Consider the following 15,387-nt stretch of genomic DNA (forward strand, 5'->3'; position numbering starts at 1 on the left):
GTCTAAAGCCTTAGTTTTGCAGGGTAAAACTGCAGATTATGAAATTTAAAAACATTAAAATGTTTCTTATTGGTCTTGCTGCGCTGGGGTTTCAGCCCGGTAACGCGCAGACTACCTCTCAGAAGCCCAAATTAGTGGTGGGGATTGTCGTTGATCAAATGCGATTTGACTACCTCACCCGTTTTGAAGCACAATTTGGTGACAGGGGTTTTAAACGCCTGATGTCAGACGGTTTTGAGTGCCGCAACAATCATTTTAATTACGTGCCCACCTACACCGGTCCGGGTCACGCTTCTATTTATACGGGGACTACACCGGCCAATCACGGTATCATTTCAAACAACTGGTACAACAAATTTGAAAAGCAGCAGGTCTATTGCGCGGGAGATACTGCGGTAGCTTCGGTTGGGATTGACGGCCCTGCAGGGCAGATGTCCCCGCATCGCATGCTCACGACTACGGTTACAGACCAAAACCGCTTACATACCCAAATGCGTGGTAAAACCATCGGTATCTCATTAAAAGACCGGGGAGCAATCCTTCCTGCGGGTCATACGGCCAACGCGGCCTACTGGTTTGAAGGCGGAGACGAAGGCAAGTGGATTACCAGTACTTTTTATATGAACGAATTACCAAAATGGGTGCAGGATTTTAACGCTTCCGCGAAAGCGAAAAGTTACCTGAAAGAATGGAATACCCTCAAACCTATTGAAACTTATATCGAAAGCGGGGACGACCTCAATACGTATGAAGGTGGGTTCAGAGGTAAGGAAGAGGCTGTTTTTCCGTACGATCTTGCGGAATTAGCTGAACAGAACGGAGGCTATTCGCTTTTAAAATCAACCCCTTATGGAAACAATCTGACTACCGATTTTGCGCTTGAGGCTCTTGATGCAGAGGGCTTAGGTCAGGATGCCGATACCGATTTTCTGGCGGTGAGTTACAGCGCGACCGATTATGTAGGTCACAATTTTGGAGTCAATTCAAAGGAAGTTGAAGATATGTACGTGCGCCTCGATCTGGACCTGGAGCGTTTGCTTGATGCTTTAGATGAAAAAGTTGGTAAAGGCAATTATACCGTTTTCTTAACCGCAGACCATGGGGCGGTCAATGTTCCGGCGTATTTGAGTGCTAATAAAATCCCTTCAGGCTATTTTGATAACCGGGCTTTTGAAACTGCACTAAATGAGTTTGTTGTTTCTGAATTTGGAGAAGAAGGCTTGATTGAAGATATTTCAAATTATCAGGTATTTTTCAATTATGAAAATCTTGCCGCGGCAGAAATCAATGCCGAAGAGCTTCAGCAAAAAATCGCGCATTTTGCCCTGCAATACGATCTTATGGATAAGGTTTACACCCGCGCCGAACTCAATCAGGCCAATTACACCAGCGGCGTTGCAGCTTTGATTCAGAAAGGTTTTAACCAAAAGCGTAGCGGAGATGTATTTCTGGTGCTTGATCCCGGGGTAATCAGTTATTCACGTACCGGGTCTACGCACGGCTCGGCTTTTTCTTATGATACGCATGCGCCGCTCTTGTTTTACGGAGCCGGAATTAAAAAAGGAAAAACCTACGAGCTCACCGAAATTCCGGATATAGCGCCTACGATAGCCGTACTTTTAGGTATTGAATTCCCTAATGGAACCACCGGCAAAGTAATCGCTGAGGTTTTAGAATAATTTCTCCCGGATCTTTTTCCAGCGGAGTTTACGTATAAACGCACCTTCTTCTTTTGTGACCAAAAAGGGAAGGTGTTTTTGTTTGGCTCTCAAGTAACCACTTAGATAATTTTTAAAGAGCCTGAGGCTCTTTTTACGCATCGCCAGTTTTGCCGAAGCGATCCCGGTAAGTATAAAACCATAGCGCATTCCGTAAAAGGCCTCGCCTTGTTTGTATTTGGCTTTAGCCGAATAGGTATGCCCGGTTGGTTTCAGATGCTTTACCTGCAAATCAGTATTGGTAGCCACTTCCCAGCCGTGGTATTGTGCCAAAAGTTCGTCTAGCGTATCCCATCCCATCGCGGTTTTGAGTCCGCCAATGGCTTCAAAGCAGGCTTTGCGATAGCATTTAAGGGCACCGCGTATATGGTCTTTATTGGTGAGATTTTCGAGTTCCCAGCTGCCGTTGCGCTCTACGTAACAAAAACCGCCGTACATCCCGAGCTTTGGGTTTTGTTCAAATGCCTGCTTTACGGTTTTTAGATAATTATCAGGAAAAATCAAATCTGCGTCAAACTTGCACAGCAGGTCATAATCGGTTTTCAAATGCTTCAGGCCGTAGTTAAAAGCCTGCACAACTTTGCTTCCGGGTAGGTGGGCTGCTTCCGATTTTTTTTCAACCAATTGTATTTCGGGATGCTTTTCAGAATAGGAAGCGATGATTTTTGGAGTCTCGTCAGTGCTTCCGTCATCAACTACGATGATGTTTTCGGCCTTATAACTTTGAGCCAAAAGCGAGTCGAGCGTTTTTGCGATTAAATCGGCCTCGTTATACGCCGGTATGATTACAGCCATTCTCATTTCCGCTCTGCGTAAATTAAATAATAGCGCGGTGTAAACAGGCGCAAAAGCGGTCGCAACCCCAGTTTTTTTACAGGATGCGTAAACTGTTTGCGTTTTTTGATCTCCCAGCCCGACTTTTCTAAAAGCCAGTCAAACTGCCAGTCTTCAAACTCGTGATAGTGCCGGTCCCATTTGTCGGTTTTGCTACGATAGGCAGGAGCAAACCACAGTTTAAGTGGAATGCTGGCCACGAGTTTATCGGCTTTAATATCCTTCAGTACATTAAAAGGTGCGAGTAAATGTTCAAAAATTTCAAAAGCGGTAACCGCATCTGCATCGGTGTTTTGTACCGCACTCGTATCGAGGTCTAAATCTTCACCGCTCGTGTTGGTTACCTGATAGCCCTCTTTTTTCATGATCTCAGAAAACGGATTTTCAACTCCGAGATCCAGAATGCTGCTGCCGGGCGGGAGCACTTCTTTCAAAAAGGCTGCCGTGATGGCAAAACGTTTATTGGGAAAGGTTTTTTCGTACACTAGAAGCAGGTTGCAAATTTGTAATCGCAAAAGTAAGAGTTGTGTTGCAATGGCAAGGCTTTATTTTTGGTTTTTGAAAATACGGCTCAAAGGGTTTAACTCGATCTTATTTGTTTAAATTTGCGTCGCGACAGCACGATCTATAATTCTAATATGGCAGACCACCAACTCGATCCCTCAAAATGGGTGGATAAATATTCAGATTACCTGTACAATTACACGATTGTGAAGGTAAACGATAAGGAGGTGGCTGAAGATATCATTTCAGAAACCTTCCTTGCCGGCTTGAAGTCGATGAAGAACTTTAAGGGGGAGGCCAGTGAACGCACGTGGCTGATTTCGATCTTAAAGCGAAAAATTATAGATTACTACCGCAAAATCAATTCTAAAAAAGGAAAGGCAGAGGTTCGGGTCAACTATAACGATGATGAAGAGGGAGGTGACTGGCTTGAGGAGCGCGTAGCAGATCCCTTTGATCGTACTGCTGAAGATGATTTGGAAAATACCGAGCTAGGCGTGGCGATTTATGCGTGTATCGATAAATTGCCGGAAAAGCAGGCCGCGATTTTCAAGAAAAAGACCATTGAAGGTCAGGATACCGAAACTATTTGTAAAGAATTTAATATCACGCCGTCTAATCTGTGGGTAATAATTCACCGAGCCCGTACAGCACTGGCAAGTTGCTTAGAAGAAAACTGGTTATAAACGATGAAACTATTTGTAGATTGTAAAAAAGCCGGGCACCTTTGTGATAAAGGGCAGTATGATGATGCCTCCTTTTTTGATAAGTTGAAAGTGCGCTTTCACAATTTGGTTTGTAAACACTGTGCAGATTATTCGGAGCGCAATGCAAAACTCACCAGGCTGATGAAAGATCCCAAGTGCAAGCAAATGCCTGAGGAATGTAAAAAGCGTATCCGTGAAGAATTAGAGCGTGAGCTGGCAAAAGGCGAGCAACATTAACCACCATAAAACAGGGATTCCCTCAACGAAAAAAGATGCGTAATAGCTAGACTGATGTGTTGTAGCTTTTAGAATTGAAAAAGCGGTAATAAGTCCCAAAATACAGGTGATTACGATGTATCCGGTTCGGTTTCCCGGAATTGTAAATTCCAAAGCCACAAAACCTATTAGCAAGGCCAAACCCAGAAGTTTGGTTTTTTTTATGCCTAAAACCTGAGGTAGGGTATTCAGCGCTAAAGCATCATAGGTAAGATCCCGAATCTCAAAAGGTATCATTAGTGCCAAAACCAACAATACGCGCTGCAGGAATAGGATCGAGACCGAAAAGTCTAAACGATCTGCGCCAATCGCGGGAAGATAAACCGTTACTCCTGCCCAAACCGCCGCTATAATGAAAACTTTTAAGGTAGGTATTCGGCGTAAATTCTTTTTGTGAGGCAAAAACGGGATAGCATATAGAAGCGTCAATATTCCCAGCGGAATGCAATACAACCAGAAAACCCAATCAAACTGAAAGGCAAAATAGCAAAACGCCAGAAAGCAAAGCAATGAAAACGTCTGTATGCTTTTCAGGCTTTGAGTCAGATGCCTGTGGTGTAAACCGGCCAGTGCCGCGTACTTCACAAAGTTATAGCCGGTAATACTCCCGAAAAACACAAACCCGTAGAGCAGGGGTTGCGGGTTTAATGCCAGTTGAATTTCGGTAACCCATACCAGAGCAAGCACGGCGAGAGAGACGTGCAAACTGCTGTTGATGTAGAAATCAAAAAGAGCTTTAAGGTGCTTCACGGGCTAAAGTTAAAGCATGTGTTGATAACTGATTGTAGTGGTTAAAAACTAATATCTGCATATTCAAATAATCGGTTGTGATATTGTAATTTTGCGGCATTAAAAAAATACAAAATTGTATATGAGAACAGATGTTTTTGCTTTGCGGCATATAGGGCCACGACCAGAGGAAAAGGAGCAAATGCTTGAAGCAATTGGTGCAGCTAGTATTGATCAGTTAATCTACGAAACCCTGCCTGATGGTATCAAGCTTCAGAAGCCCCTCAATCTGGAACCTGCATTGAGCGAATATGAATATGCCACGCATATCAACGCCCTTGCAAACAAAAACAAATTGTTTAAAACCTATATAGGTCTGGGGTATCACGAGTCAAAGACTCCTGCGGTTATTCAGCGTAATATTTTGGAAAATCCGGGCTGGTACACGGCTTATACTCCGTATCAGGCTGAGATTGCTCAGGGACGTCTGGAAGCCTTGCTCAATTTTCAGACTATGGTCGCTGATCTTACCGGGATGGAACTCGCCAATGCCTCACTTCTTGATGAAGCTACTGCAGCCGCCGAAGCGATGACCTTGCTTGCCGGTGTTCGTACCCGCGATCAAAAGAAAAACAGAACCTCCAAATTTTTTGTAGATAAAGATATTTTCCCCCAGACCCTTTCAGTATTACAAACCCGTGCGATTCCGGTAGGGGTAGAGCTCGTGGTAGGTCGAGCCCAGGAGTTTGATTTTAGCGATGAGTTTTTTGGCGCTTTAATTCAGTATCCATCAGCGACCGGAGAGATTCACGATTACACCGGCTTTATCAAAAAAGCACACGATCTGGATATTAAAGTTGCTGTTGCCGCAGATTTGATGAGTCTTGTATTACTTGAAGCTCCCGGCAAACTGGGAGCAGACGTTGTGGTAGGTACCACCCAACGTTTTGGTATTCCGCTGGGATATGGTGGTCCGCACGCGGCTTATTTTGCCACACGCGAAGAATACAAGCGTAACATTCCCGGGCGTATCATTGGGGTGAGTAAAGACATGAACGGCGACCGCGCCCTGCGTATGGCGCTACAAACCCGTGAGCAACACATTAAGCGCGATAAGGCTACTTCAAACATTTGTACCGCCCAGGTGCTTCTGGCCGTTATGGCAGGAATGTACGGAGTGTATCACGGGCCAAAAGGTTTGCAGTATATCGCGACCAAAATTCACCGTACCGCGGCAACCCTTACCGATGCTTTAGAAAACTTGGGCTTGTACCAGTTGAACAGCGGGTATTTTGATACCATTCGGGTTAAGGCAGATGCCAAAACCGTACGTACCTATGCTGAGGCTAACGAAATTAATTTCTACTATCCGGATGAGGATACGGTTTCTATTGCGGTAAACGAGGCTACCAGTCTTGCTGATCTCAATAAAATCATTTCGGTTTTTGCTGAAGCTTTAGGGAAAGAATTCACACATCTTGAAGCTTTAAAGGAACTTAACGCAGTTCCTGATTTATTACAACGCGAGAGCGAGTTTATGACGAATGAGGTGTTTAACAGCTATCACTCAGAAACCGAGCTGATGCGTTACATCAAAAAGCTGGAGCGCAAAGATCTTTCTTTAAATCACAGTATGATTTCTCTAGGGTCGTGTACGATGAAACTGAATGCAGCTGCTGAAATGCTTCCGCTTAGTGATGCGCGTTGGGGGGGCATACATCCATTTGTACCGGTAAATCAGGCTGAAGGCTATCAATACGTTTTGAAAAAGCTTGAAGAGCAACTTACCGAAATTACCGGTTTTGCCGCGACCAGTTTGCAGCCAAACTCAGGTGCTCAGGGTGAGTATGCCGGTTTAATGGTAATTAGAGCCTATCACGAAAGCCGCGGAGAAGCCCATCGTAATATTTGTTTAATACCCTCATCAGCTCACGGAACTAACCCTGCGAGTGCAGTAATGGCTGGAATGCAGGTCGTGGTAACTAAAGCCACCGATGCTGGAAACATAGATGTAGATGATTTACGCGAAAAAGCCGAGCAGTATAAAGACAATCTGGCTGCGCTGATGGTGACTTACCCTTCTACTCACGGAGTGTATGAAAGCGCTATTCAGGAAATCACCGGAATCATTCACGAGCACGGTGGTCAGGTATATATGGACGGTGCCAATATGAATGCACAGGTGGGATTAACCAATCCCGGAAAAATTGGGGCAGATGTATGTCACCTCAATTTGCACAAGACCTTTGCGATCCCTCACGGAGGTGGTGGCCCTGGTGTTGGTCCTATTTGTGTGGCTGAGCAGTTGGTGCCTTTTCTACCCGGAAACCCGGTAATCAAAACCGGAGGAGCAGAAGCGATTACAGCTATTTCCGCCGCACCATGGGGTTCTTCACTGGTTTGTTTGATCAGCTATGCCTATATCAAAATGTTAGGTGCAACCGGTCTTAAAGAATCTACTGAAGCCGCTATTTTAAATGCCAATTACATCAAAGAGCGTTTAAAAGGAAAGTTTGAAGTGCTGTATTCGGGAGAGATGGGACGTGCTGCACACGAGATGATCATTGATTGCCGACCTTTTAAAGAAAACGGAATTGAAGTTGTAGACATCGCGAAGCGTTTGATCGATTACGGTTTCCACGCGCCAACCGTTTCATTCCCGGTTGCCGGAACTATGATGATTGAGCCTACCGAAAGTGAAAGTAAAGCAGAACTGGATCGTTTTTGCGATGCGATGATCAACATCCGTAAGGAAATTGACGCAGCTTCTGCAGACGAACCAAATAATGTTTTGAAAAATGCTCCGCATACCCTGAGCATGCTTACCGCAGATACCTGGGATTTACCCTATACCCGCGAGCAGGCAGCGTATCCGCTGGAGTATGTAGCAGACAATAAGTTCTGGCCAAGCGTGCGTCGCGTAGATGATGCCTTTGGCGATCGTAACCTGATTTGTACTTGCGCTCCAATTGAGGAGTATATGTAAGACCGAAACGGTCGGTTAAAATAAAAACCCCGCAAATAGCGGGGTTTTTTATGCGTAATAAACAGACATAAAAACTACACTCATATAGGTCCAAAACAGTGTAAAGAAAATGTGTATGATTGTTTCAAAAGTCTTCCCTTTCCATAGCTTGGCAGAATATATAAAGAGCTGAAAAAACAAGCGTACCAGCCAGAATATACCTAATCCCAGGCAGATTGTTTTTCCTAAATCGGTGCTGGTTAGAGAATGACTTTGACTGATACACAGCAAGCCCATCAGAAATACGGTTAATGCAATAAAGAAGGTATGAGTAGTCATCATTTGACGATTGATCAAACTCAGGTTTATCAATTCAAGCTTCCAGTTGAAGTATTTCGGGAATATAATGTGAACCAGGGCTAGTAAGATTAAAATCGAACCTATTATTTGGATGTGTATTTCCATGTCTTGAGATTATAAGTCTAGACAGTGACTTGTTTTGTCATAGTTTGTCTTGATTTCTTTCTTCCACGGAAAAACAAAAACAGGTTGAAAAAGAGCATAATCCCCAGATAGATTGTAAAACCGCCAATTTTAGAGCTTAGTATTTCAACCAGATTTTGATAGGTGTCGTTAAACCCGTACGAGTGGATTTCCATAATCATTAATGCAAAGCCGATGTTGAGCAAATAAAAACCTACTTTAAATAATTGATTGGTAGCCAAAGCGATTTCTTCTTTGCCCTTAAAAATGTCTATCATAAAGAGTTTGCCGTTTTTAAAAAGTATTCGGGATACATAAAGGGTTAACAAAATAGTTATGGGTAAATAAATGAAGTAGCCGATAAGGATTTTTGAAGTTTCCATAGTTTAAAGTATTAAGGATTAGAATTTTTTTTGAGATGCACGGTTATGAAGTAGATGTTGAAATAATGTAAACCTCCCAACAGGAGTATTAAAAGTCCCGTTCTTTGACTCAATTCAAGGATTATTTCTTCTATAGAATTTAGACTCGGCCAGGTTTGGATAGATACCAAAACATATCCAAGATTGACCAGATAATAACCTATAAGTAACGAGCGATTTACCCGTGCTGTTAGAGAGGGATCATTCAGTGCCTTAAGAATAAATACTTCTCCTTTAGAATAACAGGTTTTACCTACCCAAATGATTACAGTCGAGGTTAAAAGAACGTATAGTATATAGGTAATGATGTTCATGATAATACTTAAACTTTTAAACTTTCAGAAAATATTGAAATTAATTAGTAAAAAATATTAGGTCATTAATTTCATGATTGTTTTGGTTACCCAGTTTTCCTTTTGATTGGTAATTTTTTCGAGCATAGTATCGGCTCTGCTTACAAAATCGTATAGCTCCTGTGTTTTCTGCTTGAATTTTTGAGCTTCACTACTGTCGTTTTCATCAAAGTTGCGCACATCTTCCAGAACGCGCAGTGTAGGCTGAATCTCGCGCTTACTGCGCTCAATCGCAATTTTTCGAGCCAGCGAGTCCACATCCTGATCCGCTTTGAAATATTCACGGCGTTCTCCGGGTTTGTACTCCTTGTAAACAATACCCCAATCTATGAGTCCGCGTAGGTTCATACTGGCATTACCTCGGGAAATCTGAAGCTCTTCCATAATTTCTTCCATCGAAAGGGAGTCTGGTGAAATCATAAGCAAGGCGTGAATTTGCGCCATCGTCTTATTGATACCCCATTGCGAGCCCAAGGCTCCCCAGGTTTGCAGAAATTGTTCTTTTGCTTCTTTAAATTCCATAGTTCAAATATAGTAAACTATTTTAAAGTTTCAATAATATGTGAAAGTTTTTTTAATCAGAAGAAAACTATATTTGTTTTATGAAAGCATTAATCCTGGGTAACGTGTGGCCTGAACCCGTATCATCTGCTGCGGGAGCGCGTATTTTACACTTGCTAAAAGGCCTGCAAGTTGCGGGTTATGAGGTGCATTTTGCCTGTGCAGCGGGCAAAACCCCACTTTCTGAAAATCTGGAAAGCCAAAATGTTTCCACAAAAGAGATCAAACTTAACGATGCCTCTTTTGATGATTATCTAAAAGAACTCAATCCCGATCTGGTTTTGTTTGACAAGTTTGTGATTGAAGAACAATACGGCTGGCGCGTTCAGGAGCAATGTCCGCAGGCTTTACGTATTTTAGAAACCATTGATCTGCACGGTCTGCGGAAAGGGCGTGAGGCGGCTCTAAAAGACGGGAAAGCTTTTTCAGAAGCGTATTTGCATAATGACTTCGCCAAACGCGAAATAGCAAGCATCTACCGTTGTGATCTCACGTTGGTTATTTCAGAATTTGAGATGCAATTGCTTCAGGATTTTTTTAGGGTGCCTGCAGGTCAGTTGCTCTATCTTCCGTTTATGGTTGAGGCGATTCAGGACGATGAGATCCGGAATTGGAAATCCTTTAAAGACCGAAAGCACTTTGTCACCATCGGGAATTTTCGGCACGAGCCCAACTGGCTTTCGGTGCGCTATCTCAAGACTGAAATCTGGCCATTAATCCGCAAGCAACTCCCGGAAGCCGAAATGCGGGTGTACGGTTCGTATCCGGCAGAAAAGCATACCCAACTGCATAATCTTAAAGAGCATTTTTATGTATTGGGCAGAGCCGAAAGTGCTCACGAAGTGATTGAAGATGCACGTGTTTTACTGGCACCTTTGCTTACCGGCGCAGGATTAAAAGGAAAATTGCTTGATGCGATGCAATGCGGTACTCCGGCAGTGACTACAAGCGTAGGCGGCGAAGGTATGCACGGCAATCTCGCGTTTAACGGAAGTATTAACGATACGCCTGAAGCTTTTGCCAAAGCTGCGGTAGACTTATACACTAATCCAGAAAGCTGGCAGGAAGCTCAAACTAAGGGAGTCAAAATCATCAACACCCGTTTTCAAGCCGATTTCTGGCAGCCTGTTTTCGCCGAAAGGCTCAACCGCCTCAAAGAAAATCTAGCTGATCACCGCCTTCATAATTTTACCGGAGCTGTTCTTTGGCATCAATCGCTCCACGCCTCCAAGTTTATGAGTAAGTGGATTGAGTTGAAAAATAGGTAAGAAGTAAAAAGTTAAAGGTTTCGAGCTTACTTTAATTAGTGATTATCGCGAACATATATCTTTATTTCCTCTTCTTTAAATTCATCCAAATTAAGCGAACGTATGTCTTCTTCTAGTTCAGCACAATTAACCCGTGCTGCATACTCATCAAACTTTGCCAGAGATTCCTTTTTCCAGGATTTATAGTTGTTGAAATCAATGGGATCAAGCCTGAAATCGGCTTTAGACAATTCAAATTGGTCTCCGGTTTGCGTGCTTTGAAGCCTTAAGGAGTCTGAAGAAATGAAAAGGATTTTTAACGTATCGGGATTGGTCATTAGCTTTATTTCTGTTTGCTTAGCATCAGAAATTATAATCCCTTCATCGATGTACGTGACATTGCAGATTTCAATGAAGGGATTCGGTTTTTTCACAGCAAGTACTAAAATGCTATCGGTCAATGTATAGTTCCAATAGCCACCATCGGGATTGCATTTTCCCCAGTTTCCACGGATACTATCATTTTGACACGAATTCAAAATAACAAACAGTAGGCTTAGGAATACAAATCTCATTTTTCAAAATTTATAACCGATAAAGTCACCCGTGGCTATTCTATTTAACAAGCCCTGCTCTTTTCAACAAAGCCTCGGGATTCGGTTCTTTTCCGCGGAAGCGCTTATACAACACCATCGGATCTTCAGTTCCGCCTTGCGACAAAATATGATCCCTGAATTTACGAGCAACCTCTCCGTTAAAAATACCATTTTCCTTAAAGTAGGCAAAAGCATCTGCATCCAGCACTTCGGCCCATTTGTAGGAGTAGTATCCGCTCGAATATCCACCCTGAAAAATATGGGAGAAGGAGACGCTCATACAGTTATCGGCTACATCAGGATAAAGTTTGGTGTTTTCAAAGGCAGCAAGTTCGTGGGCTTTTACATCGGTAATACCGCTGGGGTCTGCTCCGTGCCAGGACATATCTAAAATACCAAAACTCAATTGACGCAGGGTTTGAATCCCTTCCTGAAAGTTGGCAGCTTTCTTAATTTTATCGATGAGCACCATCGGGATGGTCTCACCGGTCTCGTAGTGTTTAGCAAAGAGCTCCAGAGCTTCCGGCTCATAGCACCAGTTTTCTAAAATCTGACTGGGCAATTCTACGAAATCCCAAAACACCGATGGTCCTGATAAACTGGGGTAGGTGGTATTGGCGAGCATTCCGTGTAAACCGTGACCAAACTCGTGAAACAAGGTAGTGACCTCATTAAAGGTAAGCAATGAAGGTTTTGAAGGCGTTGGCTTGGTGAAGTTACACACGTTAGAAACGTGAGGGCGCTCATTTTGGCCGTCTTTCTTAAACTGACCTTTGTACTGGGTCATCCAGGCACCACCTCGTTTCCCGGGTCGTGGGTGGAAGTCCGCATAGAAAATTGCCATAAAATTGTCCATCTCATCAAAAACCTGATACGTCTTGACATCTTTATGGTATTTGGGTACGTCAAAAACCTCTACAAAACGCAAACCATAAAGTTTTTTGGCAACAGTAAAGACGCCGTCAATTACGTTTTCGAGTTTAAAATAGGGTTTCAGGAGTTCGTCATCCAGTTCAAAAAGTTGTTGCTTCAGCTTTTCAGAATAGAATGCGCTGTCCCACTTCTCCAACTGCTCAATGCCGTCGCGTTCTTTGGCAAAATGCTCCAGTTGTTTAAACTCAAGTTCGGCGGCCGGTTTTGCCTTTTCAAGTAAATCTTCCAGAAAGCGGTTTACGTTTTCAGGGCTTTTGGCCATACGCTCTTCCAAAACAAAATGCGCGTGCGTTTTATAGCCTAGCAGATTAGCGCGTTCGTGACGCAGGTTTACGATTTTGAGTACGTTTTCCTGATTGTCAAGCTTATCGCCGTGAAAACCTTTAGCTCCAAAGGCAATAGCCATCTGCTTGCGCAGTTCGCGATTTTCAGCATACTTCATAAACGGAATGTAGCTGGGATATTCAAGGGTGAAAATCCAGCCTTCCTTTCCTTTTTCTTCAGCGGTTTGTGTTGCAGATTCTATGGTGCTTTCCGGTAAACCAGCAAGGTCTTTTTCGTCAGTAATATGCAGTTCAAACTTGTTGGTTTCCGCAAGGATATTTTCACCAAAAGTGAGTGCAAGCTTTGAGAGCTGGGTATCTATTTCGCGTAAGCGTGCTTTTTTCTCTTCGGGTAAATTGGCCCCATTACGGGCAAAGCCTTTGTATTTTTTCTCTAAAAGCACCTGTTGTTCGCGGTTGAGGTCTAAAGTTTCGCGCGAATCATAAACGGTTTTTACCCGTTTAAATAAGGCTTCGTTGAGGGTGATGTCGTTTGAGAATTCAGATAAAAGCGGTGAAACCTCCTGAGCAATGTTTTGAATCGTCTCATTAGTCTCGGCACTGTTGATGTTAAAAAAAGCGCTGGTCACACGGTCTAAATGCAGACCGGCAAAGTCTAGGGCAGCGATAGTATTTTCAAAAGTTGGTGATTCGGTATTTTGAGTGATTTCATCGATTTCTTTTCGGGCTTTATCAATGCCGTCTAAAATCGCCTCTTTATAGTCAGCATCTGAAAATGAGCCAAATGGTACGAGATTAAAATCTTTGAGTAGTATATTTTCTGAATTTTTCAATTTTTCAGTCGTGTTTGTGAATAATATGTATTTAAGCTAGAAATATGATTGTTTTAACGAATACAACCAAAATTTTACTTTAACTTTGTATTGCCTAACAAAAATATTAGCATAGATCTGTTGTAGAAGGTTTGATTAATAATATTTAGAATGGTTAATAAATACATATAATTTCACCCAGACAGTCTATTAAGAGCCGTGTTTTACGCGGCTCTTTTTATTTTTTAAGGGATGCCGCTCCGGCGATCACCTTTTCTTTTAGCCCTTCTTTAAATGCCAAAATGCGATCGCGTACCGCTTTATCTGAAGCGCCTAAAATCTGTGCTGCAAGAATCCCGGCGTTTTGAGCCCCATCAAGCGCAACGGTAGCAACCGGCACTCCCCCGGGCATTTGCAGAATTGAAAGCACCGAATCCCAGCCATCAATTGAATTTCGGGATTTTACAGGAACACCAATTACCGGAAGGGGAGACAGCGAGGCGATCATTCCGGGTAAGTGAGCCGCGCCACCTGCACCTGCAATGATGACCTGAATACCGCGCTCGTGGGCGTTTTTTCCGTAGTCAAAAAGCTTGTCTGGCGTGCGATGGGCAGACACGATATCTACTTCGGTCTCAATACCCAATTGCTTTAATACGTCTATTGCACTTTGCATCACCGGCATATCGCTGGTGCTTCCCATTATAATTCCTACCATGCTGTTTATTTTGTAATTACGCGTATTGTTTGTTTTACCTTTTCGGCGATAGCCCGGGCTTTACTCAGATCGCTGTTGGCTATGGTCACGTGTCCCATCTTCCGAAAAGGGCGAGTTTCCCGTTTCCCGTAAATGTGTGGAGTAACCCCTTCAAGTGCTAAAATATCCTGAATTTTTTCATAATACACATCACCCTGATAACCTTCCTCGCCAACGAGGTTGACCATTACAGTACCTGTTTTACTGGCGGTTTCGCCAAGAGGCAGATTTAAAACCGCACGGAGATGCTGCTCAAATTGATTGGTATAACTGCCCTCTATGCTGTAATGACCGCTATTGTGCGGGCGTGGCGCGACCTCGTTAACGAGAATTTCGTCGTCTTCGGTCTGAAAAAGCTCCACAGCCAGTAATCCTACGTGCATAAAAGCTTCGGAGACTTTGGTGGCGACCTCACGCGCTTTTTTGGCCACAGCTTCATCAATGCGAGCCGGACAAATCACATATTCTACCTGGTTAGCTTCCGGATGAAATTCCATTTCCACAACGGGATAGGTTTTTACCTCGCCTTTTGGATTACGCACCACAATAACTGCCAATTCATTTTTAAACGGAATCATCGCTTCGGCAATGCAAGGAACATCTGCAAGTTTATCAAGATCCTGCTGCTTACGCACAACCTGCACGCCTTTTCCGTCGTAACCTCCAGTGGTACTCTTCCACACAAATGGAAAACTGATTTGATTTGCAGTTAATGAAAGTTTTAAGTCTTCCAGTTTTTCAAAACGGGTATAAAGTGCGGTAGGTATGTTTTTTTCGGTATAAAAATCTTTTTGATCGCCTTTGTTTTGAATTTTCCGAAGGGTTTCGGGAGCGGGATAGACGCTTTTTCCTTCCGCCTGCAAACGCTCCAAAGCCTCTACATTTACGGCTTCGATCTCAAAAGTGATCACATCGGCTTCTTTCCCGAAGTTATAAACGGTATCAAAATCCATAAGGTCACCTTGTTCAAAATAGTTTGCGGCTAATCGTGCGGGAGCTTCCGGACTTGGATCCAAAACACGGGTCTGAATATCAAATTTACGGGTTTCATAAAGCAGCATTTTGCCCAGTTGACCACCGCCTACCACGGCGAGTTTAAAATCTGAAGAAAAATAGGAAGTCATGAAATACGTATGTTAAAGGCTGAAAATTTAAGGTTACAAAAGTAACTTTTTAGCCAGAGAATGGCTAAGGAGCGGGTTAAAT

General features: G+C 43.2%; 16 protein-coding genes. 5 read left to right on the top strand and 11 right to left on the bottom strand.

Features of this window, described 5'->3' with window-relative positions; translation table 11 throughout:
- Positions 1-38: 38 nt before the first annotated feature.
- Positions 39-1,679 carry an alkaline phosphatase PafA gene (gene pafA, locus CJ305_RS08955; protein WP_099645933.1) on the top strand — a complete coding sequence of 547 codons (1,641 nt, stop codon included), beginning with the start codon at positions 39-41 and terminating at the stop codon, positions 1,677-1,679.
- On the opposite strand, the gene CJ305_RS08960 is transcribed toward pafA, so the two are convergent.
- Together CJ305_RS08960 and CJ305_RS08965 are read right to left on the bottom strand one after the other, a co-directional pair.
- Positions 1,671-2,519, bottom strand: a complete 849-nt coding sequence (locus CJ305_RS08960; RefSeq protein ID WP_099645934.1) for a glycosyltransferase family 2 protein — start codon at positions 2,517-2,519, stop codon at positions 1,671-1,673. The genes pafA and CJ305_RS08960 overlap by 9 nt on opposite strands.
- Positions 2,516-3,037: a methyltransferase domain-containing protein gene (locus tag CJ305_RS08965; protein ID WP_099645935.1), complete on the bottom strand. Its 522-nt coding sequence runs from the start codon at positions 3,035-3,037 to the stop codon at positions 2,516-2,518. The genes CJ305_RS08960 and CJ305_RS08965 overlap by 4 nt, the downstream gene beginning before the upstream one ends.
- Before the next feature lie 153 nt (positions 3,038-3,190).
- On the opposite strand from CJ305_RS08965, the gene CJ305_RS08970 reads away from it, so the two are divergent.
- A complete protein-coding gene (locus CJ305_RS08970; RefSeq protein ID WP_099645936.1) occupies positions 3,191-3,742 on the top strand; it encodes a sigma-70 family RNA polymerase sigma factor in 552 nt (183 codons plus the stop codon).
- Between the two features lie 3 nt (positions 3,743-3,745).
- Positions 3,746-4,000, top strand: coding sequence for a hypothetical protein (locus tag CJ305_RS08975; RefSeq protein WP_099645937.1), 255 nt, complete (start codon positions 3,746-3,748; stop codon positions 3,998-4,000).
- Here CJ305_RS08975 and CJ305_RS08980 read toward each other — a convergent pair.
- On the bottom strand, positions 3,965-4,789 hold the full coding sequence (locus tag CJ305_RS08980) for a UbiA prenyltransferase family protein (protein ID WP_099645938.1): 825 nt from the start codon (positions 4,787-4,789) through the stop codon (positions 3,965-3,967). The genes CJ305_RS08975 and CJ305_RS08980 overlap by 36 nt on opposite strands.
- 121 nt (positions 4,790-4,910) lie before the next feature.
- Between CJ305_RS08980 and gcvP the strand changes: the two genes are divergently transcribed.
- Positions 4,911-7,754, top strand: coding sequence for an aminomethyl-transferring glycine dehydrogenase (gene gcvP / locus CJ305_RS08985; RefSeq protein WP_099645939.1), 2,844 nt, complete (start codon positions 4,911-4,913; stop codon positions 7,752-7,754).
- Positions 7,755-7,802: 48 nt separating this feature from the next.
- Here the strand turns inward: gcvP and CJ305_RS08990 are convergent, their stop codons facing one another.
- Genes CJ305_RS08990 through CJ305_RS09005 form a run of 4 tightly spaced genes read right to left on the bottom strand, consistent with a single transcriptional unit; the run spans position 7,803 to position 9,513 of the window.
- Positions 7,803-8,198, bottom strand: a complete 396-nt coding sequence (locus CJ305_RS08990; protein ID WP_099645940.1) for a hypothetical protein — start codon at positions 8,196-8,198, stop codon at positions 7,803-7,805.
- 17 nt (positions 8,199-8,215) lie between these two features.
- Positions 8,216-8,599 carry a hypothetical protein gene (locus CJ305_RS08995; protein ID WP_099645941.1) on the bottom strand — a complete coding sequence of 128 codons (384 nt, stop codon included), beginning with the start codon at positions 8,597-8,599 and terminating at the stop codon, positions 8,216-8,218.
- An 11-nt stretch (positions 8,600-8,610) separates the two neighbouring features.
- Entirely contained in the window at positions 8,611-8,952 is a 342-nt protein-coding gene (locus tag CJ305_RS09000; RefSeq protein ID WP_099645942.1) for a hypothetical protein, read from the bottom strand.
- Positions 8,953-9,009: 57 nt separating this feature from the next.
- On the bottom strand, positions 9,010-9,513 hold the full coding sequence (locus tag CJ305_RS09005) for a GbsR/MarR family transcriptional regulator (protein ID WP_099645943.1): 504 nt from the start codon (positions 9,511-9,513) through the stop codon (positions 9,010-9,012).
- An 80-nt stretch (positions 9,514-9,593) separates the two neighbouring features.
- Here CJ305_RS09005 and CJ305_RS09010 point away from each other — a divergent pair, with 80 nt between their 5' ends.
- Positions 9,594-10,820 carry a glycosyltransferase family 4 protein gene (locus tag CJ305_RS09010; RefSeq protein ID WP_099645944.1) on the top strand — a complete coding sequence of 409 codons (1,227 nt, stop codon included), beginning with the start codon at positions 9,594-9,596 and terminating at the stop codon, positions 10,818-10,820.
- A 35-nt stretch (positions 10,821-10,855) separates the two neighbouring features.
- Here the strand turns inward: CJ305_RS09010 and CJ305_RS09015 are convergent, their stop codons facing one another.
- The 4 genes from CJ305_RS09015 to CJ305_RS09030 all read right to left on the bottom strand — a co-directional run bounded on the left by CJ305_RS09015 (position 10,856) and on the right by CJ305_RS09030 (position 15,305).
- Entirely contained in the window at positions 10,856-11,374 is a 519-nt protein-coding gene (locus CJ305_RS09015) for a hypothetical protein (RefSeq protein ID WP_099645945.1), read from the bottom strand.
- 40 nt (positions 11,375-11,414) lie between these two features.
- On the bottom strand, positions 11,415-13,445 hold the full coding sequence (locus CJ305_RS09020) for a M3 family metallopeptidase (protein WP_099645946.1): 2,031 nt from the start codon (positions 13,443-13,445) through the stop codon (positions 11,415-11,417).
- Between the two features lie 217 nt (positions 13,446-13,662).
- Positions 13,663-14,142 (bottom strand): 5-(carboxyamino)imidazole ribonucleotide mutase, encoded by a 480-nt coding sequence (gene purE, locus CJ305_RS09025; RefSeq protein WP_099645947.1) that lies wholly within the window; start codon positions 14,140-14,142, stop codon positions 13,663-13,665.
- A 5-nt stretch (positions 14,143-14,147) separates the two neighbouring features.
- A complete protein-coding gene (locus CJ305_RS09030; RefSeq protein WP_099645948.1) occupies positions 14,148-15,305 on the bottom strand; it encodes a 5-(carboxyamino)imidazole ribonucleotide synthase in 1,158 nt (385 codons plus the stop codon).
- Positions 15,306-15,387 lie beyond the last annotated feature (82 nt).

Origin of the sequence: Leeuwenhoekiella nanhaiensis (assembly GCF_002744755.1) — a bacterium.
Taxonomy (GTDB): Bacteria; Bacteroidota; Bacteroidia; order Flavobacteriales; family Flavobacteriaceae; genus Leeuwenhoekiella; species Leeuwenhoekiella nanhaiensis.

What these genes read in the sequence shown, in the direction of transcription:
- pafA (WP_099645933.1), top strand. Translation starts at nt 39, where the DNA reads ATGAAATTTAAAAACATTAAAATGTTTCTTATTGGTCTTGCTGCGCTG.
- CJ305_RS08960 (WP_099645934.1), bottom strand. Translation starts at nt 2,519, where the DNA reads ATGAGAATGGCTGTAATCATACCGGCGTATAACGAGGCCGATTTAATC.
- CJ305_RS08970 (WP_099645936.1), top strand. Translation starts at nt 3,191, where the DNA reads ATGGCAGACCACCAACTCGATCCCTCAAAATGGGTGGATAAATATTCA.
- CJ305_RS08975 (WP_099645937.1), top strand. Translation starts at nt 3,746, where the DNA reads ATGAAACTATTTGTAGATTGTAAAAAAGCCGGGCACCTTTGTGATAAA.
- gcvP (WP_099645939.1), top strand. Translation starts at nt 4,911, where the DNA reads ATGAGAACAGATGTTTTTGCTTTGCGGCATATAGGGCCACGACCAGAG.
- CJ305_RS08990 (WP_099645940.1), bottom strand. Translation starts at nt 8,198, where the DNA reads ATGGAAATACACATCCAAATAATAGGTTCGATTTTAATCTTACTAGCC.
- CJ305_RS08995 (WP_099645941.1), bottom strand. Translation starts at nt 8,599, where the DNA reads ATGGAAACTTCAAAAATCCTTATCGGCTACTTCATTTATTTACCCATA.
- CJ305_RS09000 (WP_099645942.1), bottom strand. Translation starts at nt 8,952, where the DNA reads ATGAACATCATTACCTATATACTATACGTTCTTTTAACCTCGACTGTA.
- CJ305_RS09005 (WP_099645943.1), bottom strand. Translation starts at nt 9,513, where the DNA reads ATGGAATTTAAAGAAGCAAAAGAACAATTTCTGCAAACCTGGGGAGCC.
- CJ305_RS09010 (WP_099645944.1), top strand. Translation starts at nt 9,594, where the DNA reads ATGAAAGCATTAATCCTGGGTAACGTGTGGCCTGAACCCGTATCATCT.
- CJ305_RS09015 (WP_099645945.1), bottom strand. Translation starts at nt 11,374, where the DNA reads ATGAGATTTGTATTCCTAAGCCTACTGTTTGTTATTTTGAATTCGTGT.
- purE (WP_099645947.1), bottom strand. Translation starts at nt 14,142, where the DNA reads ATGGTAGGAATTATAATGGGAAGCACCAGCGATATGCCGGTGATGCAA.
- CJ305_RS09030 (WP_099645948.1), bottom strand. Translation starts at nt 15,305, where the DNA reads ATGACTTCCTATTTTTCTTCAGATTTTAAACTCGCCGTGGTAGGCGGT.